This window comes from Microbacterium dextranolyticum (genome assembly GCF_016907295.1).
In the GTDB taxonomy this organism is placed as follows: domain Bacteria; phylum Actinomycetota; class Actinomycetes; order Actinomycetales; family Microbacteriaceae; genus Microbacterium; species Microbacterium dextranolyticum.
The window spans coordinates 484793-508437 of the sequence record NZ_JAFBBR010000001.1; the positions used below are offsets into that span (position 1 = coordinate 484793).

The 23645-nt window shown below is 71.6% G+C and carries 15 protein-coding genes; 12 read left to right on the top strand and 3 right to left on the bottom strand.

What is annotated here, in order from left to right:
• Nucleotides 1–5: 5 nt before the first annotated feature.
• A complete protein-coding gene (locus JOE64_RS02135) occupies nucleotides 6–1295 on the bottom strand; it encodes an ABC transporter substrate-binding protein (RefSeq protein WP_204962734.1) in 1290 nt (429 codons plus the stop codon).
• A 167-nt stretch (nucleotides 1296–1462) separates the two neighbouring features.
• Here JOE64_RS02135 and JOE64_RS02140 point away from each other — a divergent pair, with 167 nt between their 5' ends.
• Complete coding sequence (locus JOE64_RS02140; RefSeq protein ID WP_204962737.1) at nucleotides 1463–2461, top strand: LacI family DNA-binding transcriptional regulator; 999 nt, start codon at nucleotides 1463–1465, stop codon at nucleotides 2459–2461.
• Here the strand turns inward: JOE64_RS02140 and JOE64_RS02145 are convergent.
• Nucleotides 2418–3632 carry an ROK family transcriptional regulator gene (locus JOE64_RS02145; protein ID WP_204964927.1) on the bottom strand — a complete coding sequence of 405 codons (1215 nt, stop codon included), beginning with the start codon at nucleotides 3630–3632 and terminating at the stop codon, nucleotides 2418–2420. The two genes, JOE64_RS02140 and JOE64_RS02145, sit on opposite strands and share 44 nt — an antisense overlap.
• A gap of 69 nt (nucleotides 3633–3701) precedes the next feature.
• Complete coding sequence (locus JOE64_RS02150) at nucleotides 3702–7949, bottom strand: endo-1,4-beta-xylanase (protein WP_204962739.1); 4248 nt, start codon at nucleotides 7947–7949, stop codon at nucleotides 3702–3704.
• A gap of 217 nt (nucleotides 7950–8166) precedes the next feature.
• On the opposite strand from JOE64_RS02150, the gene xylA reads away from it, so the two are divergent.
• From xylA to JOE64_RS02205, 11 genes are all read left to right on the top strand, one after another.
• A complete protein-coding gene (xylA, locus tag JOE64_RS02155) occupies nucleotides 8167–9360 on the top strand; it encodes a xylose isomerase (protein WP_204962740.1) in 1194 nt (397 codons plus the stop codon).
• Nucleotides 9361–9651: 291 nt separating this feature from the next.
• The gene (gene xylB / locus JOE64_RS02160) at nucleotides 9652–10953 is read left to right on the top strand and encodes a xylulokinase (RefSeq protein WP_204962742.1); all 1302 of its coding nucleotides are present in this window, start codon (nucleotides 9652–9654) and stop codon (nucleotides 10951–10953) included.
• A 265-nt stretch (nucleotides 10954–11218) separates the two neighbouring features.
• Nucleotides 11219–13429: a glycogen debranching protein GlgX gene (glgX, locus tag JOE64_RS02165; RefSeq protein ID WP_204962744.1), complete on the top strand. Its 2211-nt coding sequence runs from the start codon at nucleotides 11219–11221 to the stop codon at nucleotides 13427–13429.
• Between the two features lie 26 nt (nucleotides 13430–13455).
• Nucleotides 13456–15828 (top strand): malto-oligosyltrehalose synthase, encoded by a 2373-nt coding sequence (treY, locus tag JOE64_RS02170; protein ID WP_204964928.1) that lies wholly within the window; start codon nucleotides 13456–13458, stop codon nucleotides 15826–15828.
• A gap of 136 nt (nucleotides 15829–15964) precedes the next feature.
• Nucleotides 15965–17620 (top strand): TIGR04028 family ABC transporter substrate-binding protein, encoded by a 1656-nt coding sequence (locus JOE64_RS02175; protein ID WP_204962746.1) that lies wholly within the window; start codon nucleotides 15965–15967, stop codon nucleotides 17618–17620.
• A gap of 34 nt (nucleotides 17621–17654) precedes the next feature.
• Nucleotides 17655–18731: an ABC transporter permease gene (locus JOE64_RS02180; protein WP_204962747.1), complete on the top strand. Its 1077-nt coding sequence runs from the start codon at nucleotides 17655–17657 to the stop codon at nucleotides 18729–18731.
• Nucleotides 18728–19618, top strand: a complete 891-nt coding sequence (locus JOE64_RS02185; protein WP_204962748.1) for an ABC transporter permease — start codon at nucleotides 18728–18730, stop codon at nucleotides 19616–19618. Before JOE64_RS02180 ends, JOE64_RS02185 begins: the two co-directional genes overlap by 4 nt.
• Nucleotides 19615–21300: a dipeptide ABC transporter ATP-binding protein gene (locus JOE64_RS02190; RefSeq protein WP_204962749.1), complete on the top strand. Its 1686-nt coding sequence runs from the start codon at nucleotides 19615–19617 to the stop codon at nucleotides 21298–21300. Before JOE64_RS02185 ends, JOE64_RS02190 begins: the two co-directional genes overlap by 4 nt.
• Nucleotides 21297–22373 carry a putative FMN-dependent luciferase-like monooxygenase gene (locus JOE64_RS02195; protein ID WP_204962750.1) on the top strand — a complete coding sequence of 359 codons (1077 nt, stop codon included), beginning with the start codon at nucleotides 21297–21299 and terminating at the stop codon, nucleotides 22371–22373. The genes JOE64_RS02190 and JOE64_RS02195 overlap by 4 nt, the downstream gene beginning before the upstream one ends.
• Complete coding sequence (locus JOE64_RS02200; protein ID WP_204962751.1) at nucleotides 22370–23014, top strand: CMD domain protein; 645 nt, start codon at nucleotides 22370–22372, stop codon at nucleotides 23012–23014. Before JOE64_RS02195 ends, JOE64_RS02200 begins: the two co-directional genes overlap by 4 nt.
• Nucleotide 23015: 1 nt before the next feature.
• Complete coding sequence (locus JOE64_RS02205; protein WP_204962752.1) at nucleotides 23016–23639, top strand: alkylhydroperoxidase domain protein; 624 nt, start codon at nucleotides 23016–23018, stop codon at nucleotides 23637–23639.
• The last annotated feature ends 6 nt before the right edge of the window (nucleotides 23640–23645 follow it).

Sequence of the window (23645 nt, forward strand, 5' to 3'; positions counted from 1 at the left end):
TCCGATCAGCCCTTCTTCGCGGCGTCGGCCACGGACTTCATCATCTGGTCGGGGGAGCTCTTGCCCGCGAGCAGGTCCACGACCGCGACGTTGAGCGCGTTGCCGACGTTCTGGCCGAGGACGGTGTCGAGCCACTGCGACACGAACGGCGCCTTGTTGTAGGCCGCGAGGACCTGCTGCAGGTAGGGCTCGGTCACCGACTTCTGCGCGGTGGTGTTGACCGGCGGCGCGTTGTAGGCCTTGTAGTACGCGACCTGCTGGTCCGCCGAGGCGACGAAGTTCAGGAAGTCGGCGCACTCCTTCGGAGCCTTCGCCGAGCAGGAGTAGCCGTCGACGCCGCCCATCATCGAGCCGGGCTCGCCCTGACCGCCGGAGAGCTCGGGGAAGGGGAACCAGGCCAGGTCGGGGAGCGGCTTCTCGTCGGGGGTGAGCGAGGCGATCACGCCCGGGTCCCACGCGCCCATGAGCTCCATCGCGGCCTGGTGGTTGGCCACGAGGCCGGCCGAGCTGCCCGCGCCCTGCTGCGCGGACGTCGTGAGGAAGCCCTCGTTGAACGGCTTCGTCGCCGCGAAGTCGGCGAGGTCCTGAGCGGCCTTCGTCCAGCAGGCGTCGCTGAAGTCCTTCGAGTCGCCGGTCTTCTCGATGGTCTTCGCGCTGCACTCGCGCAGAGCGAAGTTGTAGTACCAGTGGGCGGCGGGCCAGGCATCCTTGCCGCCGAGGGCGATCGGCGCGATGCCGGCCGCCTTGAGCTTGTCGACGACGCCCTCGAGCTCGGTGACGGTGGTCGGCGTGCTGGAGACGCCGGCCTTCGTGAACAGGTCGGAGCTGTACCAGAAGCCGCTGGGCAGCACCGCGAGCGGCATCGCCCACACCTTGTCCTGGTAGGTCTCCGCCTTGAACGAGCCGGCCGAGATCTCCGACTTCACGGTGTCGCTGATCTTGTCGGTGAGGTCCATGACCTGACCGGCCTGCACCATCGCGGTCATCTTGCCGCCGCCGCGCTGCAGGAAGATGTCGGGAGCGTCGCCGGCGTTCAGCGCCGTCTGCAGTTTGCCGTCCAGGTCTTCGTTCTGGATGGACTGCATCGTGATCGTGACGTTCGGGTTCTGCTTCTCGAAGGCCGCGATCGCGTCCTTCCAGAACTGCTGACCGGCGCCGGTGGTCGAGTTCTGCCACAGGGTCATCTCGACCTTGCCGTCGCTCGAACCGCCGGATCCGCCGCCGCTGCAGCCGCTGAACGCCAGGGCGCCCGCGACCAGGAGCGCGGCTCCGGTCAGAATCTTGTTCGCCTTCATGTGATTCCTGTCCTCCTCATTGAGCGTCACCCCGGCCTTCCGGAGTGGGGAGCATTCCGGTCGATCGGGAACCGGAATGCGGCAAGTGTCTCTATTTGTTGCCAACAACGTCAAACGTTTTCAAAAACCTTTTCGATAACGTTTCCGACCGTCTACGATCGAACACCATGAGCCGACGCGCCACCATCCACGACGTCGCCGCCGCCGCGGGTGTCTCGGTGGCGACGGTCTCCAAGGCGGTCAACGGGCGCTATGGCGTCGCGAGCGCGACGGTGGCGCGCGTTCTGCAGGCGGTCGCCGAACTCGGCTACGAGTCGAGCCTCGTCGCGAGCAGCATGCGATCCCGTCGCACCGGTGTCATCGGCGTGCTGGTGGCCGATTTCGAGCCGTTCAGCGCCGAGGTGCTCAAGGGCGTCGGCGCGGCTCTCGCGGGCCAGCGCTACGACCTGCTCGCCTACAGCGGCTCGCGCGAAGAGGCCCATGAAGGCTGGGAGCGCAGGTCGCTCTCACGGCTCAGCGGCACTCTGATCGACGCGGCGATCATGGTGACCCCCACGGTGGTCGGGGTGAACTCCGATGTTCCCATCGTCGCCATCGACCCCCACATGGGCCGCGCCGACATCCCGTCCGTGCAGTCCGACAGCCTGGGCGGCGGGTTCGAGGCGACCGCGCACCTGATCGAGCTCGGGCATCGGCGGATCGGCTTCCTCTCCGGTCGGCCCGAGCTGCGCTCCTCCGGAATGCGCGAGGCCGGCTACAAGCGTGCGCTCGCGCAGGCCGGGATCCCGTTCGACCCGAGCCTCGTGGCGGTCGGCATGTACGAGCCCGACATCGTGCGCCAGGTCGCGCGGCCGCTGCTCGAGCGGCACGACCGGCCCACCGCCGTGTTCGCCGCCAACGACCGCTCGGCGCTCGGGCTCATCGAGGTCGCCGCAGACCTCGGTCTCGATGTGCCGGGCGATCTGTCGGTGATCGGGTTCGACGACATCCCCGAGGCGTTCCTCAGTTCCCGGCCCCTCAGCACCGTCCGCCAGCCGATGCAGCGCATCGGAGCGGAGGCCGCGAAGATGCTCGTCACGCTCCTCGGTGGTGCGACGCTCGACGCGCCGCACCGGGTGCTGCCTACGCGGCTGATCCCCCGGGCGACCACGGCGCCGCCGCGCTGACCATATCGGCGCGCAGCGGGTCGACCAGGAGGGGCTCGAAGGCGATCTCCGCCGCCCCGACGAGCAGGCGATCGGGGCCGAGCGCTGCGGCACGGATCTCGAGTTCGTCGGCGTTCCGGCCCATCGTCTGTTCCTGCACGGCCTCGACGAGGCCCGCCGGATCCTGATCGAGAAGGGTCGCGAGGAACCCGCCCAGCACGATGACCGACGGATTCAGCACGTTGACGGCGTTCGCGAGCGCCGTCGACAGGATGCGGCGCTGGCGATCCACCTCGGCGTCGACCTCGACGGAGGATGATGCGCGGATCGCGGCCTCGAGGGTCGGCTCATCCGCGCTCAGCAGTCGCGTCACCGACAGCAGCCGCGCGCGACTGACCTCGTCCTCGACTGTCCCCTGCGCCTGCGACCGTCGATCGGCGGGGTTCGCGATGCCGGGTCGGTTCTGCCCGAGCTCTCCCGCATAGCCTCCGGCCCCGCGCACCAGGTGGCCGCCGATGACCAGCCCGCCGCCGATGCCGCTCGCGCCGCCGTTGACGTAGACCAGATCGCGCACGTCGCGGGCCGCCCCGTAGAGGCTCTCCGCGAGGGCGCCCAGCGTGGCGTCGTTGTCGATCGCCGTGGGCAGGCCCGTGGCATCCGCGATCTGGTCGCGCAGCGGCGCATCCGTCCAATCCAGGTGCGGGGCGCGGCGCACGAGGCCGTCTTCGGCCCGCACCAGTCCGGGGACGGCCACGCCGGCGGCGACGACGTCGCACTCGGAGAGCGGGCCCTCCCGCCACCGATCCACGCACTCCGCGACCATTCGCGCGACGCGATGCGTCGACACGAGCGCCTCGACCTCGATGCGCTCGCGGACGAGCACGCTCCGATCCAGAGCCACGGCGGCGACCGTGAGCGCGTCGACCTCGGGGTTGATCGCGATCGCCACGACGCGCGGCGAGGCGCTGACGTTGGGTGACGGGCGACCGACCCGTCGCTGCAGGTCCGGTGCGCTCTCGTGCACGAGTCCGGCGGCGGCGAGGTCGCCGACCAGGGCGCCCACCGTCGAGCGGTTGAGGCCGGTGGCATCCGTCAGCGCGGCCCGCGAGAGCGGACCGGCTTCGTGCACGAGGCGGAGCACGCGCGAGAGGTTCGCGCGGCGCACGCCCTCGACGGTCCCCTCGGCTCGCATCACGGCTCCACCCTAGGAGATGGGGACTCGTGCGCCGGGCGGCGCGCGGGCCCGTGACGCCGGGATCGGTCAGGCACGCCGGCGCCGCGCGACGGTGAGCGCCCCGCCCGCGACGGCGAGGACGGCCCCCAGCAGCGCGATCCCCCAGGGGATCTCGCCGCCGGTCGACGACAGGCGCCCCGACGCGGTGACCGTGACGGGCGCGGTCAGCGGCGTGCGGTCGCCCGAGGCGACCTCGAGCGTGTGCGCACCGGCGGCGAAGTCCGCCGGGACCCGTACGACGAAGCTCGTCGTGCCCCGGGCGTCCGCCGCCGGGATGCCCGTGACCCGGAGCGGCTCGCTGTGCAGCGTCGCCTCGATCTGCTGGCCGGGGGCGAGCCCGGTCACCGTGACCTGCAGCGACCCGCCCTGCGCGACCCGCCCGTCGCCGACGTCGATCCGACCCCACGCGGCCGCCGGCCCGGTCGGATCCGTGGGTCCGGTGGGATCCGTGGGTCCGGTGGGATCAGTGGGCCCCGTGGGATCGGTCGGTCCGGTCGGATCCGTGGATGCCGCCACGAGGCGGGCGACGCCCCAGCGGGCCGTGCTCTGGTAGCCGGTGCCCGTCGGGTCGGCCCAGGTGTGGACCGCGACGCGCGATCCCGAACGGCCGTCGTTGATCTGGAAGTCGATCCCGTGGAAGGTGGCCGCGCCGCCCAGTGGCACGTCGGACTGGCCGCCCGACTGGCCGACGAGGTCGATCTCCAGCTCGACGATGTAGCCGGCCTCGGTGCGCTGGGTCGAGCTGGAGAGCACGCGCGCCCGCTGCACGCCTGCGTCGCCGCTGCCGAAGGACAGGTCGCCGTCGGCGGTCACCCGGATCTGGGTATCGTTGGGGCCGTACGCGCCGTTCTTGCGGTTTCCGAGGTCGAGGAACAGCTCGACGGAGTCACGGTTCCAGGGGTCGCTGTTGGTCTGGTCGAGGGCCGGATCGGTGACCTCGAACAGCACGAACAGGCGGTTGCCGTTCCAGAGCGTGCGCACATCGGCGCGCGCCCCCTCGGGCGAGCCCTCGACGGTGCGCGAGGTCTGCACGCGCGCGGCGCGCTGCCAGACCTCGTCGACGCCGCCGTCGATCGTCGGGGCCGGGAGCTCGGGCACGTCGAGCGTCGACAGCTCCTCGAGGAAGGTCAGCGTGCCGGTCGCGCCCGGCGTGTTCCAGCCCCCGACGACCGCGGCTCCGGTGAGCGCCCGCACGTCGAACGGCGCCGTGTCGCCCTCGTGAACGCTGCGGTGCGGCAGGCGCACGGCGAACAGACGCTCGGATCCGCGGACGACGTCGATCCCCGGGACCGACCCGCCGCCGCCCGCGCGGTAGACGTGCTCGGTGCCGGCGTACGTGAACGCGAGCGCGTCGACCGCGGCAGGCGTGCGCACGAGGGCCGTGAGGTGGTCGTCGCTCCAGCGCAGTCCGAACGAGCCGGCGCCCCCGGTCAGGGGGAGGGCCGGGAGGTTACGCCAGGCGGGGTCGTCCACGAACCGGGCGTCGAGCCCGACGTCGCCACGGAACACGTCCGCCGTCGTCACCAGGTTCGGCAGCGCCGCGCCGACGATGCCCCGATAGGCGGGCTTGGGGGCGAACGTCGCGTCGAACACGAGCGGCTTCTGCTCGGAGCGCCACGAACGGTCATCGGTCAGGCCCCAGATCGTCGCGGCGAACAGCTTCTCGCCGGCCGGCGCCGCCGCGTGGTAGCGGCGGAACAGGTCGAACGCGTCGCGGTAGTAGTAGCCCTGCCGGATCACGTTCGCCTCGCTCGCCGGGTTCGCCGTGACGTCGAGCTCGGTGACCTCCTGCATCAGACCCATGCCCGCAAAGCGCGCGAGTGCCGACTCGAGGGCGCTCACCGGCGTGTTGAGCGAGACATGGAACTGGTGGCCGACGCCGTCGATCGGGGTCCCGGCCGCCACGAGGCGCTGGACGAGCGCGCGGTACTGCGCGCCCTTGACGTCCTGCTCCGTGTTGTAGTCGTTGATGAACAGCTTCACGGGGCGGGCGGTCCCCGGCTGCGCGTACGTCTCGTTGAAGGCCTTGTCGGCGAGGCGGAACGCGAGGCCGATGTACTCCTCGCCGAGGATGTCGTGCCACCGGCTGGGGCGCAGCCCGTCGGGCGTCGCCTGGTCGGAGATGACCTCGTTGACCACGTCCCACGCGACGACCGGGTTGGTCGTCGACCCGTACCGGCCGTAGTCGTCGGCGATCGACTTCGCGACGGCGTCCATGTGCGTCGCGAGCCGCTCCCGGAGCAGCTGCTTGTCGGCCTCCGACGAGGTCAGCTCGCGCCCGCCGGCATCCTGGAAGAACCAGTCCGGCGTCTGGTCGTGCCACAGCAGCACGTGCCCGTAGAAGCGCAGGCCGCTGCGCTGCGCGAAATCGAGCAGCTGGGTGGCCTCTTGATGGCGCGCGAACCGGTGCTGCGCGTCGTACCAGGCCTCGACCTTCATGTGGTTCTCAGGAGTGATCTGCGTGAAGTGGTGGCGCAGCAGCTGCGCCGCCGATCCCGTCGTCTCGCGGGCGTCGATCGCGACGCCGAGCGGGAAGTCGACGGTGGATGCCAGTGGCGCGAGGCTCGTGTCGACCGTGCCGGCGTCGGGGGCGGTGACCCGCACCTGGTCGATCAGGAACGTCGAGAGGTTGCCGCTGTTGTAGCGGGCCTCGATGTAGAGATCGGCCGTCCGCGTGTATGCGGGCACCCTGATGTTCGCCGCGACCTTCGTCCAGTCCGTCGCGGAGACCGTCTCGAACTGGGCCAGGTTCGTGTATGCGAAGCCGTCGCCGCTGTCGGTGCGCATGGACAGGGTCAGCCCCCGGCCGGTCGAGGCCCCCGCGGCGAAGCGCAGCGCGGCCTCGAAGCGGTAGGTCGTGCCGGGCAGGAGGACCCCCGCCACGTCGCGTTGGATGCCGTCGCCTTCGTGGACGCGGCCCGACACCTGTGCGGCGAACGCGGTCGCATCGGCGCCGGGCGCGACGGGCTCGACGGTCGGGGGTGCGACGTCGCCGCCCTGGCGCGGCGTCCAGCCGTCGAGTGTGCCGCCGTCGAAGTCGGTCTCGACGAGGGTGGCGCCGGTCGTGGGCGCCTGCGGTGCGCCGACCGGCAGGGTGAACGACCACCCCGCCGCCAGACGTTCGTCGATGACGGTGGTCGTGGCCTGGAGCGACGGCCGGCGCTCGCCGCCGCCGTCGTGCACGAGCACCAGGGTGCCCGGCTGCATGGCGCTGCGGAGATTCTGCGTGAGCACGGCGGGGTCGGAGATCTGCCAGTCGGCGATCGTCCCGGTCACCGCGAGGGGCTGCATGCCGAGCGCGACGGCGACCGCGGGGGTCTGGCCCCAGCTGCCGTTGGGGGCGCGGAAGAACGGCACCGGCGCGTCGGGGTCGCCGAGCGCGTCGCGGATGATGCGGAGATTCGCCACCAGGTCGGCGCGGACGGCGTCGGCGCTCCAGGAGCCCATGTCGGCGTAGGTCGTCGAGTGGTTGCAGAGCGTGTGGCCCTCGGCGACGATGCGCCGCAGGAGGTCGGCGCCGCCGGGCGCCGTGATGTTCTGGCCGATGACGCAGAAGACGGCGTGGATGCCGCGGGCCTTGAGCATGTCGAGGAAGCCCGCGGTCGTCGCACCGTTCGGTCCGTCGTCGAAGGTGAGCGCCGACACGTTCCCGGTGCCCTGCGCCTGCGCTACGGGTGTCGTGGTCGGAGAGACCGCGCCGCCCGGGGCGACGTCCGGGTCCGGCTGCCCCGTGCCCCCGGAAGTCGTGGTGATCCGGATGTCGTCGACGAGGTAGTCGTAGGCGCTCGCCCCGGCGAGGTCCCCCGTGCCGAGGTAGACCTGCAGCTGGTCGGCGGCGGCGTCCGCGGGAACGGTGTACTCGCCCGAGACGGTGCTCCAGGCATCCGCCGTCATCGTCGTGTCGCCGACCCAGGCGTACGCGGGCTTCACGACGAAGCGCACACCCGCCGAGCCCGGGGTCGCCTCCGCGAGGCGGACCCGCATGCTGAAGGAGTAGGTCGCGCCGGGCTGGAGCAGACCCGTCGGGCTCTGGATTCCGACGTAGTCGTGGTCGCGGCCGTGCACTCGGAGCGCTTTGCTGCCGTCGACGTCGATCACCGTGAGCGTGTCGTCGTCGCCGCCGGAGCGGGTCCAGTCACCGGTGGTGCCGTCGCTGAAGTCGAGGGAGGCGATGTCCCTGAGGTCGTCGTCCGCGGAGGCCGGCGCGATCGGGGGGATGGCCAGAACGGATGCCAGCAGCAGGGCCGGAAGGCCCCGGGACAGGACTCTGCGCATGGTCGCTCCTTTGCGAGGGGTGGGGGAGTGCAGTCGCCCACAACGTACAGGCGACGCATATGTTGCCAGCTACCCGTTATCTAACCGTTACGAAAACTCGCGTCGTTTTCGATGATCGGAAGACGCGCTCCGTCGAGAAATCTCTGCTGGACGGACGGGGGCGCATGGGATACGTTGTTAACCGCAACAAAGTCTTCCGTCTTCGCAAAGGAGCATCATGACCACCCTGTCCGCCACGCCCGCCGACAAGTTCACGTTCGGCCTGTGGACCATCGGCTACAACGGCACCGATCCGTTCGGCGGTCCGACCCGCAAGCCCCTCGACGTCGTGCACGCCGTCGAGAAGCTCGCCGAGATCGGCGCCTACGGCCTCACGTTCCACGACGATGACCTCTTCCCCTTCGGCTCGACCGAGGCCGAGCGCCAGAACCAGATCGACCGCCTGAAGGGCGCGCTGGATGCCACGGGCCTGAAGGTCCCCATGGTCACCACGAACCTCTTCAGCGCCCCGGTGTTCAAGGACGGCGGCTTCACCTCGAACGACCGCGACGTGCGCCGGTTCGCGATCCGCAAGGTGCTGCGCCAGATCGACCTCGGCGCCGAGCTCGGTGCGCAGACCTTCGTCATGTGGGGCGGCCGTGAGGGCGCCGAGTACGACTCCGCGAAGGACATCCGCCAGGCGCTCGAGCGCTACCGCGAGGCGGTCAACTTCCTCGGCGACTACGTCGTCGACAAGGGCTACGACATCCGCTTCGCGATCGAGCCGAAGCCCAACGAGCCCCGCGGCGACATCCTGCTGCCGACCGTCGGCCACGCCCTCGCCTTCATCGACTCGCTCGAGCGCCCCGAGCTCGTGGGCCTGAACCCCGAGGTCGGCCACGAGCAGATGGCGGGCCTGAACTTCGCCGCCGGCATCGCCCAGGCGCTGTACCACGGCAAGCTCTTCCACATCGACCTGAACGGCCAGCGCGGCATCAAGTACGACCAGGACCTCGTGTTCGGTCACGGCGACCTGCACAACGCGTTCGCGCTCGTCGACCTGCTCGAGAACGGCGGCCCGAACGGCGGCCAGGCCTACGAGGGCCCCCGCCACTTCGACTACAAGCCGAGCCGCACCGAGGACGAGAACGGCGTGTGGGACTCCGCCGCCGCGAACATCCGCATGTACCTGCTGCTCAAGGAGCGCGCCGCGTCGTTCCGCGCCGACCCCGAGGTGCAGGAGGCGCTCGCCGCCGCCCGCGTGGCAGAGCTCGCGCAGCCGACGTTCGCCGAGGGGGAGAGCTACGAGGACTTCGTCGCCGACCGCTCCGCCTACGAGGACTTCGACACCGACGCGTACCTGGGCGGCAAGGGCTTCGGCTTCGTCCGTCTGCAGCAGCTGGCATCCGAGCACCTCCTCGGCGCTCGCTGACCCCACCCCCTCCCCTTCGCCCGCCGGGCGCCTGCCGCGGCTCCGCCGAGCCCCTCGCTGGGCTCCGGCAGGGCCCACTCCGGCCGGCCGTGTCCCACGTGATGCGTGGCATGTCCCACTTTCTGTCGCTTTCCACCTCCCGGAGCAACCGAAAGTGGGACATGCCCGTGTGACGAAGGCGACCGGACCCGCCCGCGCCGGGCCGGGCCCGCCCGGCCCGGCCAGCCAGCCGGGCCGGCCGGGCGGCCGCATCGGCGCCCGCGGGCGAAGGGAATCAGAAAGGATGCCGCAATGGCACTCGTGATGGGCGTCGACTCGTCGACGCAGTCGTGCAAGGTCGTGATCGTCGACACCGCCTCGGGCGAGATCGTGCGCCAGGGGCGCGCATCGCACCCGAACGGCACGAGCGTCGACCCCGAGGCGTGGTGGAGCGCCCTGCAGACCGCGATCGCGGATGCCGGGGGGCTCGACGGCGTCGAGGCGTGGTCGATCGGCGGGCAGCAGCACGGAATGGTCGCTCTCGACGAGCGCGGCCGCGTCGTGCGCGACGCGCTGCTGTGGAATGACACCCGCTCCGCGGGGGCGGCCGCAGACCTGACGGCGGAGTTCGGCGCCGAGGCGCTCGCCCAGCGCACCGGGCTGGTGCCGGTGGCATCCTTCACGATCACCAAGCTGCGCTGGCTGCGCGACGCCGAGCCCGACAATGCCGCGAAGGTCGCGGCCGTCGCCTTGCCGCACGACTGGCTCACGTGGCGCCTGCGCGGCTTCGGTCCGGTCGAGGCGGGCGAGACTCCCGCGTTCGACGAGCTCGTCACTGACCGGTCGGATGCCTCGGGAACCGGCTACTGGAACCCGACGACCGGGGGCTACGACCGCGACCTGCTCGTCGCGGCCCTCGGACACGACGCGGCGCTGCCGCGCGTGCTCGGCCCCACCGAATGGGTCGCCGATCCGGACGGTCGCCGCGTCGCGCCGGGCGCGGGCGACAACGCCGGGGCGGCACTCGGCGTCGGCGCCGAGGTCGGCGACGTCGTCGTCTCGATCGGCACGAGCGGCACCGTCTTCGCCGTCAGCGCCGAGCGGACGATCGACCCGACAGGAACCGTCGCCGGGTTCGCGGATGCCGGTGGGCACTTCCTGCCGCTGGTCGCGACCCTGAACGCCGCACGCGTGCTCGACGTCACGGCGCGCCTGCTCGGCGTCGACCACGACGGACTGAGCGCCCTCGCCCTCGCCGCCGAACCCGGTGCCGGGGGTCTGCGCCTGCTGCCCTACTTCGAGGGTGAGCGCACGCCGAACCTTCCGGATGCCACGGCGGAGCTCACCGGCATGACCCTCGCCTCGACGACGCGCGAGAACCTCGCCCGCGCCGCCGTCGAAGGGATGCTGCGCGGGCTCTCCGCAGGACTCGACGCCATCCGCGGGCTCGGCGTTCCGATCGAGCGCGCCCTGCTGGTCGGCGGCGGCGCCCAGTCCGAGGCCGTTCGCCGGATCGCGCCCGAGGTGCTGGGCGTGCCCGTCGAGGTGCCCGCCCCCGGCGAGTACGTCGCCCTGGGGGCCGCCCGCCAGGCGGCATCCGTCGTCGAGGCCTGACCCGCGGCATCCCCCACCCCGTCGAGACACCACTCCCACGCTGAGACAGGACGGCTGGAGTGGTGTCTCGCCGCGCATGTCATGTCTCGCCGTGCATGTCGTGTCTCGCCGCGCGAGGCGCGAGGCGCCAGCCGGCCAGCCGCCAGACGTCGTGACATAGCCCCTCGCGGGCTCCGCGTCCAGGGGTGATGCCGGATATCTCCCCGACTCATGCAGAGCCTAGGCTGAGGGTCGTCAGGGCAGTCGGAGACCAGGGGAGATGCACATGCAGGTTTGGCCGGGTTCCGCGTATCCACTGGGAGCGACCTTCGACGGCAGCGGCACGAACTTCGCCCTGTTCAGCGAAGGCGCCGAGAAAGTCGAGCTGTGCCTCTTCGGCGATCGGGGTAAAGAGACGCGGGTCGAGCTGCGCGACGTCGACGCGCACGTCTGGCACGCGTACCTGCCGACGATCCAGCCGGGGCAGCGCTACGGGTACCGCGTCTACGGCCCGAACGACCCGTCCAGCGGTCAGCGCTTCAACCCGAACAAGCTGCTGCTGGACCCCTACGCCAAGGCCGTCGACGGCCAGGTGCAGTGGGGGCAGCCGGTCTTCGGCTACGACTTCGGCGACCCCGACTCGCGCAACGACGACGACTCTGCGCACGCCATGATGAAGGGCGTCGTCGTCAACCCGTTCTTCGACTGGGCGGGCGACCGGCTGCCGAAGACCCCCTACGCCGAGAGCGTCATCTACGAGGCGCACGTCAAGGGCCTCACCGAGCGGCATCCCGACATCCCGGAAGAGATCCGCGGCACGTACAGCGCGATCGCGCACCCGGTCATCATCGAGCACCTGAAGCGCATCGGCGTCACGGCGATCGAGCTCATGCCGGTGCACCAGTTCGTGAACGACTCGACCCTGCAGGAGAAGGGCCTCAGCAACTACTGGGGCTACAACACGATCGCCTTCCTCGCGCCGCAGAACACCTACTCCTCGACCGGCCAGCGCGGCCAGCAGGTGCAGGAGTTCAAGACGATGGTGAAGGCCCTGCACGCCGCCGGCATCGAGGTCATCCTCGACGTGGTCTACAACCACACCGCCGAGGGCAACCACATGGGTCCCACCCTCTCGATGCGCGGCATCGACAACGAGGCGTACTACCGCCTCGAGCAGGACGACAAGCGCTACTACACCGACTACACCGGCACGGGCAACAGCATGAACGTCGGCAACCCGCACACGCTGCAGCTGATCATGGACTCGCTGCGCTACTGGGTGCTCGAGATGCACGTCGACGGCTTCCGGTTCGATCTGGCCGCGACCCTCGCCCGCGAGTTCTACGAGGTCGACCGCCTGGCGGCCTTCTTCGAAATCGTGCAGCAGGATCCGGTGATCTCGCAGGTGAAGCTCATCGCCGAGCCGTGGGACATCGGCCCCGGCGGGTACCAGGTGGGCAACTTCCCCCCGCAGTGGACGGAGTGGAACGGCAAGTACCGCGACACGGTCCGCGACTTCTGGCGCGGCGAGCCGTCGACCCTCGGCGAGTTCGCGTCACGGCTCACGGGCTCGGCCGATCTGTACGAGCACGACGGGCGCCGCCCGGTGGCATCCATCAACTTCGTCACCGCGCACGACGGGTTCACGATGCGCGACCTCGTCTCGTACAACGAGAAGCACAACGACGACAACGGTGAAGACAACAACGACGGCGAATCGCACAACCGGTCGTGGAACTGCGGCGTCGAGGGCCCCACGGACGATCAAGAGGTGCTGACCCTCCGCGCCCGCCAGCAGCGGAACTTCCTCGCGACGCTCCTGCTCAGTCAGGGTGTGCCGATGATCGCGCACGGCGACGAGCTCGGCCGCACGCAGGACGGCAACAACAACGGCTACGCGCAGGACAACGAGATCACCTGGGTCGACTGGGAGCACGCGGATGCCCCGCTGATCGAGTTCACGGCGGCGCTCACGCGTCTGCGCCGCGAGCACCCCAGTCTGCGCCGCAGCCGCTTCTTCAACGGGCGGCCCGTGCGCCGGGAGGCGGGAGCACCCGTGCCCGACATCGCGTGGCTGCGCCCCGACGGCAGCGAGATGCAGCCCGAGGACTGGGAGTCGGGCTTCGGCCGTGCGATCGGTGTGTTCCTCAACGGCGACGGCATCCGCGAGCGCGACCGTCGCGGTGACGCCATCCACGACCGCCACTTCTTCATCCTGTTCAACGCGGGTGACGAGTCGCTGTCGTTCACGATCCCGCGGGCGGAGTTCTCGCCGCAGTGGGAGGTGGTGGTCGACACGACCGGCCAGCTCACCGACACGGATCCTCGCCGCGGCGGTGAGGCGCTCGAGCTCGCCGGCCGGTCGATGATCGTGTTGCGCGATCACCGGGCCGAGACCGCCGAGATCGACCACTCGGTCGCCGCGTCGCTGGCGGCGCTGACGATGCCGATCGACGTGATCCGCTCACCCGCTCCCCAGCCCGAGATGCCGCACTGATCGTGTCGGATGCCACGCGTCCGTCGGTGGGCGCTCCCGCGTCGACCTACCGCCTGCAGGTGCGGGCCTCGTTCGATCTGGATGCCGCAGCCGACGTGACGGGATACCTGCGCGATCTCGGCGCCGATTGGGCCTACCTCTCGCCCATCCTGCAGTCCGCGGGCGGCTCCGACCACGGGTACGACGTCGTGGACCCGACGCGCGTCGACGAGGCGCGCGGCGGGGCGGCCGGCCTCGACCGGTTCGCCGCGGCGGCCCGCGCGGCGGCCCTCGGCGTCCTCGTCGACATCGTGCCCAACCATCAGGGGGTCGCCGTTCCGGCCGAGAACCCGTGGTGGTGGGACGTGCTGGCGTACGGCGAACAGTCGGCGCACGCGGCATCCTTCGACATCGACTGGGCGCACGGCGGTGGGCGTCTGCGCCTTCCCGTGCTCGGGGCCGAACTCGACGACGTGATCGCCGCCGGCGAGCTGACCGTCGCGCCGGAGTCGCCAGACTCGCCACACGCGCCGGATGCCCCCGCCGCCCCGTTCGGCACGGCGCGCTACTACGACCTGGTGCTGCCGCTCGCTCCCGGCACGGCTCCGCTGCACGAGACGACGGATGCCGCGGCGGTGCGCGATGTGCTCGCGCGCCAGCACTGGGAGCTCGGGTTCTGGCGCCGCGCCGAGGACCTGCTCAACTATCGGCGCTTCTTCACCGTGACGAGCCTCGCCGGCGTGCGGGTCGAGCGCCCCGACGTGTTCGACGCGTCGCACGTCGAGGTGGTGCGCTGGGTGCGCGACGGGCTCGTCGACGGCCTGCGCATCGACCACCCCGACGGCCTCGCCGACCCCGGCGGCTACCTCGATCGCCTGAGCGACGCGACCGGCGGCGTGTACACGGTGGTCGAGAAGATCCTGGAGCCCGGCGAGGAGCTGCCGGGCTGGTGGGCTGCCGAAGGCACCACCGGCTACGACGCGCTCGGCGAGATCGAGCGCGTGCTGGTCGACCCGGCGGGGGAGCGCCCCCTGACGGATGCCGCGCCGCAGGGCCCCGGCTGGGACGAGCTCATCGCGCGCACCAAGCGCGACGTGGCCGACACCTCGCAGGCCGCCGAGGTCGGCCGCCTCGTGCGATGCCTGCCCGCCGAGGCGCGCGAGACGCTCGGCGACGCCGTGGCACGCGACGCCCTCGCCGAGCTGCTCACCCGCTTCGACGTGTACCGCGCGTACCTGCCCGCCGGGGCGGACCGTCTCGCGCGGGCGGCTGCCGAGGCATCCGCGCACCGCCCCGACCTGGCCGAGGCCGTCGCCCGACTCGTCCCGCTGATCGCCGACGCGGACGCGGAGCTGTCGCACCGGTTCATGCAGACGACCGGTCCCGTGATGGCGAAAGGCGTCGAGGACCGCGCCTTCTATCGCTTCACCCGGCTCGGCTCGCTGACCGAGGTTGGCGGCGATCCGTCGCGGTTCTCGCTCACGGTGCCGCAGCTGCACGACGCGTTCGCGCGCCGGCAGGCATCCTGGCCGCACGCGCTCACCGCGTTGACGACACACGACACGAAGCGCTCCGAAGACACCCGCGCGCGCCTGGACGTGCTCGCCGAGATCCCCGAGCGATGGGCGGCCGCGCGCGGCGAGCTGTCGGCGATCGCCTCGACAGGCGACGGGGCGCTCGACGATCTGCTCTGGCAGGCCGTCGTCGGCGTCTGGTCGGATGACCCCGACCTCGGCGATCGGCTGCACGCGTACGCCGAGAAGGCGGCTCGCGAGAGCGGTGCGGGCACCAGCTGGGAAGACCCCGACGAGGCGTTCGAGGCCGGCGTGCACGCCCTCGTCGACGCGGCCGCAGGCGCGGCGCGGCCGGTCGTGGAGCGCGTCGTCGACGAGATCGCCGGCGCCGGCCGCAGCAACGGACTGTCGGCCAAGCTGCTGCAGCTCGCCGGCCCCGGGGTGCCCGACGTCTACCAGGGCACCGAGCTGTGGGACCACTCCCTCGTCGACCCCGACAACCGTCGTGCCGTCGACTACGACGCACGGCGTACCCTGCTCGCGCGGATCGACGACGGCTGGCATCCGCCGGTGGACGCATCGGGTGCGGCGAAGCTGCTGCTCGTCTCGCGCACCCTGCGGCTGCGCCGCGACCGGCCCGAGCTGTTCACGAGGTACACGCCGCTCGAGACGGCGGGCGCCGCGCGCGACCACGCCGTCGCGTTCGACCGTGGCGGGGCGATCGCGATCGCGACGCGCCTGCCGCTCGGCCTCGCGGCACGCGGTGGGTGGACGGATGCCGCGGTCATGCTGCCGGCCGGACCGTGGCGCGACGAGCTCACCGGGCGCCTCGTGAGCGGTGGCGCCGCGCCTCTGGCGCAGGTGCTCGCGGACTACCCCGTGGCGCTCCTGACCCGCGCCGGCTGACGCTCCGGGGGCGTGCGGCGGCCGGTTTCTTACGGCGTGTAACCGTCCATTTCTCCGCGCTCGTCGCTCGTGATGAGGTGTTCTTCGCACCTCTTCACCGCCGCGCCCGCGGCGACACCGTCCCCCAGGAGACCCGATGCCCCGCTTCGCCCGCACCCTCGCGACCACCGCCGTCGCCGCTGCGATCGCCCTCCTCGCCGCCGGGTGCTCCGCGGGCGGCTCCGCCGCCCCGAGCGACGGAGCCTCCGCAGAGCCTCAGTCCGGCGGGACCCTCACCTACCTCGAGCCGCAGACCTGGACGACGCTGTATCCGCCGTCCGCGGGCTTCTACCCCAACGGCGGCATCGTCAACAACGTCACCGACCGACTGCTGTACCAGAACCCCGAGACTCTCCAGCTCGAGCCGTGGATCGCGACCGACTACAAGGTCAACGACGACGCCACCCAGTACACGTTCGATCTGCGCACCGACGTCACCTACTCCGACGGCACGCCGCTGACGGCCGCGAACGTCGTCAAGAACATCGACCTGTACGGCAAGGGCGACAAGGCCCGCGCGCTGCCGGTGTCCGAGGCGATCAACAACTACGACCACGGCGAGGTGACCGGCGACCACACGGTGGTCTTCCACTTCACCGCGCCGTCGCCCGGCTTCGCGCAGGCCGTCTCGACGATCAACTCGGGCCTCCTCTCCGACGCGACGCTCGACCGCAGCAGCGAGAAGTTCGGCCCCGGCAACGCGAAGGAGATCATCGGCAGCGGCCCGTTCGTCATCTCCGACGAGCAGATCGGCACCCAGACGAGCGTCACGGCGCGCAAGGACTACGCCTGGGCGCCGCCGTCGCTGAAGCACCAGGGCGCCGCGTACCTCGCCGGCGTCAACTACGTCGTCGCGGCGGAGAACAGCGTGCGCGTGGGCACGGTCGTCGCCGGCCAGGCCGACATCGCCCGCAACATCCCCGCGCCCGACGAGGCGCAGTTCGCCGCGGGCGGGCTGTCGCTGCACGCCGCGGCCACCAACGGCGTCAACAACGGCCTGAGCTTCCGCTTCCGCGACCAGCGTCTGGCCGACGTGCGCGTGCGCCAGGCGATCATCGCCGGCATCGACCGCCAGAAGATCGTCGACACCCTGTTCACGAAGAACTACCCGCTCGCCACCGGCGCCCTCGCCAAGACGGCCCTCGGCTACGTCGACACGTCCTCGTACTACGCGTACGACCCCACGAAGGCGGCGTCGCTGCTGGATGCCGCGGGCTGGACCCTGGGTTCGGACGGCGTCCGTGCCAAGGACGGCGAGAAGCTCTCTCTCACCTTCAACGAGGCCCTTCCGCAGCCCCGTTCCAAGGAGGTCGTGACCCTCATCCAGGAGCAGCTGGGCAAGCTCGGCATCACGGTCAACCTGTTCGCCGGAGACATGGCCGCCCAGACCAAGGCCTCCAACGACCAGAGCACGATCCAGGTGTACCACTCGATGGTCGGCCGCGCGGACTTCGACGTCCTGAAGTCGCAGTACTTCTCCAAGAACCGCAACACGCTGCTGAACCTCAACCCGGCCGACGGCTCGATCGGCGACCCCCAGCTCGACGCGCTCCTCCAGGCCGTCGCCTCCGAGCCCACCTCGGCGCAGCGCCAGACGGCATCCGAGGCGGCACAGAAGTATCTCGCCGAGAACGCCTACATCCTGCCGATCTTCGAAGAGCCGCAGGTGTTCGGCCTCACCGCCAAGGTGCACGGCTTCGAGACCGAGTCGGTCGGACGCCCCTCGTTCTACTCGACCTGGCTCGCGGGCTGACCCGCCGGCCGGAAGACCGGGTCACGGAGAATCCATGTCGTACGTCCTTCGTCGTGTGGGCCAGGCGGTGCTCGTCCTCGCTCTGGCCTACACGGCGGCCTACCTGCTGCTCGCCGCGCTGCCGGGCGATGCCGTCATCGCGCGGTACGGCAGCCCCGAGCTCGGGCTGACCCCCGAGCAGATCGACGCCATCCGCGAATCGCTGGGGGCCGACCAGCCGCTCATCGTGCAGTACTTCCGCTCCATCGCGGGCTTCCTCACGGGCGACTTCGGTTACTCGGTCGCCAGCGGCGCCGCCGTGTCCGACCTGATCGCGACAGCGCTGCCGCCGACCCTGACCCTCGCCTCGCTCGGTCTCGTGCTGGCGGTCTTCCTCGCGGTGACGATCGCCTTCACGGCGACCTACGGCGCCGGCGGCGTGCTGCGGCGGATCTTCCGGGGCATCCCGCCCCTGTTCGTGTCGCTTCCGGTGTTCTGGATCGGCATCATCCTGATCCAGATCTTCTCGTTCCGACTCGGGCTCGTGCCCGTGATCGGGGCGAACCCCGTGCAGGCGCTGATCCTGCCGGTCATCACCCTGGCCATCCCGATCGCCGCGCCCCTGTCGCAGGTGCTCATGCGCTCGATCGACGAGGTGCGCGAGCAGCCGTTCGTGGCGGTCATCCGTGCGCGCGGTGCGAGCACCTCGTGGCTGCTGTGGCGAGGCGTCGCCCGCAACGCGCTGCTGCCGACCCTCACCATGGCGGGACTGCTCTTCGGCGAGCTCGTCGGCGGTGCAGTCGTCACCGAGACCGTGTTCGCCCGCGCCGGCCTCGGGCAGCTGACGGCGCAGGCCGTCGCGAACCGCGACACCCCGGTGCTGCTGGCGGTCGTCGTGATCTCGACCGTCGCGTTCGTGGGCATCAACCTGATCGTCGACCTGCTGTACCCCGTTCTCGACGCGCGTCTGCGCACCGGCTCGCGCCGTCGCGCGACCGGTGCGGGCGCCACGGCGACGGTCGACGCCGCCGAGCGCGCCGTCGACGAGCTCGTGGATGCCGAGGTCGGCGCATCGGCCGGCGCGGGCACCGCGGGCGCCGTGCCCGCCGGATCCCGAGGAGAGAACCGATGACCGCCCTCGCCACCACCGCCGGCCTCGCCGGAGGCGCCGCCGACGGGCCGGGCGCCGGCCCCACCGCGGACCGCCGCATCCGGTGGGGGAGCCTTCTCTCCCGCGTCGGCTTCGTCCTTCCCGCCATCGCGATACTCATCGCCCTGCTCTGGGCGCTGTTCCCCACGCTGTTCACCGGGCAGGACCCCACCGAGACCGTCGCACCCGCGCTGCAGGCGCCGAGCGCCGAGCACTGGTTCGGCACGGATGCCACCGGCCGCGACCTCTACGCCCGCGTCGTCTACGGGGCGTCGCAGTCGATCATCGGCGCGCTCATCGCCGTGCTCGTCGGCCTCGTCGTCGGCACCGCGATCGGACTCGCCGCCGGCGCCCTCGGCGGCGCGGTCGACGAGGCGCTCATGCGCGTCGTCGACGTGCTGCTGGCGATCCCCGCGCTGCTGCTGTCGCTGAGCGTCGTGATCCTCCTCGGCTTCGGCACGACGAGCGCCGCCGTCGCGGTCGGGGTCACCTCGATCGCGGTGTTCGCCCGCCTCGCCCGCTCCCGCGTCGTCAGCGTGCGCGTGACCGACTTCGTCGAGGCCGCCTACGGCTCGGGCGGCACGTTCTTCGGCGTGCTGTGGCGGCACATTCTGCCGAACTCCCTGACGCCGGTGATCGCGCTCGCCGCGCTGCAGTTCGGCTCTGCCATCCTGCAGATCTCGACCCTCGGATTCCTCGGCTACGGTGAGCCGCCGCCCACGCCCGAGTGGGGCCTGCTCATCGCCGAGGGGCGCAACTACGTCGCCACCGCCTGGTGGCTCACCGTGCTGCCCGGTCTCGTCGTCGTGCTCGTCGTGCTCGCGACCAACCGTCTCAGCCAGGCCCTTCGAGGAGGCGATTCCGCATGAGCGCGCAACCGCTGCTGTCCATTCGCGACCTCGCCGTCCAGTACCGCACGCGGCGCGGCCCGGTCGATGCCGTGCGCGGCGTCTCGTTCGACGTCGAGGCGGGGTCGGTCACGGCCCTCGTCGGTGAGTCGGGGTCGGGCAAGACCACGGTCGCCCAGACGGTCATCGGGCTGCTGGCATCCAACGGCCACGTCTCCGCGGGCAGCATCCGCCTCGCCGAGCGCACCGACGGGCTCACCGATCTCGTCGGTCTGTCCGAGCGGCACTGGCGCCGGCTGCGCGGTCGCTGCATCGCCCTCATCCCGCAGGATCCGGGGAACTCCCTCAACCCCGTCGCCACCATCGGCTGGAGCGTGGGCGAGGCCCTGCGCATCCACGGTTGGAGAGACCGGGCCAAGATCCACGCGCGGGTCATCGATCTGCTGGACCGCGTCGGCATCGACGATCCCGAGATCCGCGCCCGGCAGTACCCGCATGAGCTGTCCGGAGGCATGCGTCAGCGGGTGCTGATCGCCGCCGCTCTCGCCCTCGAGCCCGAGCTGATCATCGCCGACGAGCCGACGAGCGCGCTCGATGTCACCGTGCAGCGGACCGTGCTCGACCTGCTCGACGAACTGCGTGCCGAGACGGGCACCGGCATCCTGTTCATCACGCACGACCTCGCCGTCGCGGCCGACCGCTCCGACGCGCTCGTCGTGATGCGCTCCGGCCAGGTGCAAGAGGCGGGCCCCACGGCAGAGGTGCTCGCGGCTCCCTCGTCGCCCTACACGCGCACCCTCCTGGCCGATGCCCCCTCGCTCGCCCGTGTGGTCGAGCGCACCGCTCCGGATGCCGCGCGCTCCGATGATCCGCGCGACACGCTCGTCGAGGTGTCCGGCCTCACGCAGCGCTTCGCGCGGGCGGGCCGGTCGCCCCTCGTGGCGGTCGACGACGTCTCGTTCAGCGTCGCACGGGGAACGACGCACGCGATCGTCGGCGAGTCCGGATCGGGCAAGACCACGACCGGGCGCTCGATCGCGGGCTTCAACCGCCCCACGAGCGGGAGCATCCGTGTGGGCGGCACCGAGGTGACCGCGCTCGCGGGAGGGCGCGCGCGCCGCGCCTTCCACCGCAGCACCCAGCTCGTCTACCAGAACCCGTACGCCTCGCTCGACCCGCGTCAGAGCATCGCCGACATCCTCGCCGAACCGCTGCGCAACTTCGGGATCGGCTCGCGCGCGGAGCGGGACGACCGCGTCGCCCACCAGCTGGAGCTCGTCGCCCTGCCGCCGGAGATTGCGACGCGGCATCCGCGGGAGCTCTCCGGCGGGCAGCGGCAGCGGATCGCGATCGCGCGCGCGCTGATCGTCGAACCCGAGCTCGTCGTGCTCGACGAGGCCGTCTCGGCGCTCGATGTCACGGTGCAGGCCCAGATCCTGCGGCTGCTCGCGCGGCTGCAGATCGAGCTCGGCCTCACCTACGTGTTCATCTCGCACGACCTCGCCGTCGTGCGCCAGATCTCCGACACCGTCTCGGTGCTCCGCCGCGGCCGTCAGGTCGAGCACGGCACGGCCGCTGCGGTGTTCGACGACCCGCAGCACGCGTACACCCGCGAGCTGCTGGCCGCGATCCCCGGAGCGACGCTGCGCGAACAGTCGCCGTCTCGCCCGTCCGTCCCCCGCCAGGAAGAGGTTCGCGCATGAGCGCCCCCCGTCTCGGTTTCTTCAGCCGCGTGCTCGAAGAGGCCTCCGCCGCCGACCGGTACCGGTTCGCGATCGAGCAGATCGTCCAGGCCGAGCAGAGCGGCTTCGCCTCGGCGTGGCTCGCGCAGCACCACTTCGGCGAGCACGAGGGCGGCCTGCCCTCGCCGTTCGTGCTGCTCGCGGCCGTGGCCGAACGCACGAGCCGCATCGCCCTGGCGACCGGCGTGATCACCCTGCCCCTCGACGACCCGCTGCGGGTCGCCGAGGACGCCACGGTGCTCGATCAGCTGAGCGGTGGGCGCGTGCAGCTGGGGCTCGCGACCGGCGGCACGCCGTCGTCGTTCGCCGCGTTCGGGCGCGAGTCCGACCGTCGCCGCGAGATCTTCGCCGAGCACCTCGAGGTGCTGCTCGACGCCCTGGAGGGGCGAGGCATCCGCGGCACCGACTCGCGCATCTACCCCGCCGCGGGCGATCTGTCGGCCCGCATCTGGCAGGCGACGTTCTCGGTCGACGGTGGACGGCGGGCCGGCGAGCGCGGCGACGGGCTGCTGCTCTCGCGCACCCAGCCGCGCACGGCGGACGCCCCCGACGCGCCGCTGCACGAGCTGCAGCTGCCGATCATCGAGGCCTACCGCGCCGCGCTGCCCGAGGGGGCGCCCTCGCGCGTGCTCGCCTCGCGCACGGCGCTGGTCGTCGACCCCGAGGACCGCACCCGGGCCCTCGAACTGGCCGGCGACGGCCTGCGCCACCTCGCGCAGACGATGTTCCGGATCGACACCGACGGCGTCTCGCTCGACGAGCTGATCCGCATCACCGACACGCACGTCGGCACCGTCGACGAGGTCGTCGCCTCGCTCGCCGCCGACGAGACCCTGCCCGCGGCGAGCGACGTGTCGTTCCAGGTGCACTCGATCGCCGCGCCCCACGAGCTGACGCTGCGCTCGCTGCAGCTGCTCGCCGACGAGGTCGCCCCGCGCCTCGGCTTCGCCATCGGGCCGGACGCTGCCGCCGACCTGCAGAACGCCCACCGGCCGCTGGCTGTCACCGGCGCCGCCACGGAAGGACACGCATGAGCACCGCCGCCGACATCATCGACCTACTCGCGGGCATCGCCCCCGGCGATCCGCTCGTCGCCGTACGCGACCAGCGCGCGCAGGCGCGCGAGAACGCGCAGCGCAGCTTCGAGGCGCTGCTCGAACCCGCCGAGCCGGGCACGTTCCCGCTCGCCGAGCGGTACGCCGTCGCAGCCTTCGTCGCGCGTCTGCACGCCTTCGAGGCCGCCACCGCCTTCTACGACGACCTGCTCGGCGATGAGGCGGGCGGGCTCGAGACCGTCGTGGCGGATGCCGCGGCCTCCGCCGCAGCTCCCGGACCCTTCGGCGCGTACCGCGAGACGGGGCTGCACAACGAGTCGACGGACGGCCCGCGGTGGGCGCCCGCGTCCGAGACGGCCGACGCGCTCGGCATCCGCCTCGCCGCCGCCCTCACGCACGCGCACCTGCTCGTCGTGCGCCCGCGCGAGGCGCGCCCCGAGGCACTGCAGGCCCTCGTCGACGCGGGCTGGAGCGCCGACGACATCGTCTCGCTGTCGCAGCTCGTCGCCTTCCTGACCTTCCAGCTGCGGCTGTCGTGGGGGCTGCGCGTGCTCGCCGCCGCACCCGTGTCTGACGTCGCCGCCGACCCCGCCATCGCCGCCATCGCCGAGGGAGCCTGATATGACCGAGATCGTCACCTCGTACCCCGAGCTCGCCCGCCCCGAGGCGTTCACGCAGCAGGGGCTCGGCTGGGTGCCGTGGCTGCTGCCGGTCGCCGAAGACGAGCTGACCGGCATCCAGCGTGACGCGCTCATCGAGCCCGCTCGCGCGAAGATGCCGTACTTCCGGCTGCTCGCCCGCGATCCCGAGGCCCTGCACGCGCGGACCCTCACCGACCTCGACATCTTCTACAACGTCGCGGGGGGCATCGGCCGTGCCGAGCGCGAGCTCGCGGCTGCCGCGACGTCGCGCCGCAACGGGTGCGTCTTCTGCGCGTCCGTGCACGCCGCCTCCGCCACCCGCGAGTCCGGGCGCGAGGCCGACGTGCAGCGCCTGCTCGACGACGGTGTCGACGCCGACCTCGGCGACGAGACCTGGAACGCGGTCGTCGCGGCATCCGTCGCCCTCGCCGACACCCCGCTCGACTTCGGCCCGGACGACATCGCGCGCCTGCGCGCCGCGGGCCTGGGTGACGCCGAGATCGTCGACGTCATCGGCGGTGCCGCCTTCTTCAACTGGGCGAACCGGCTGATGCTCTCGCTCGGCGAACCCGAGGTTCCCGCCCGACGCTCTTCCACCCGATAGCCCTAT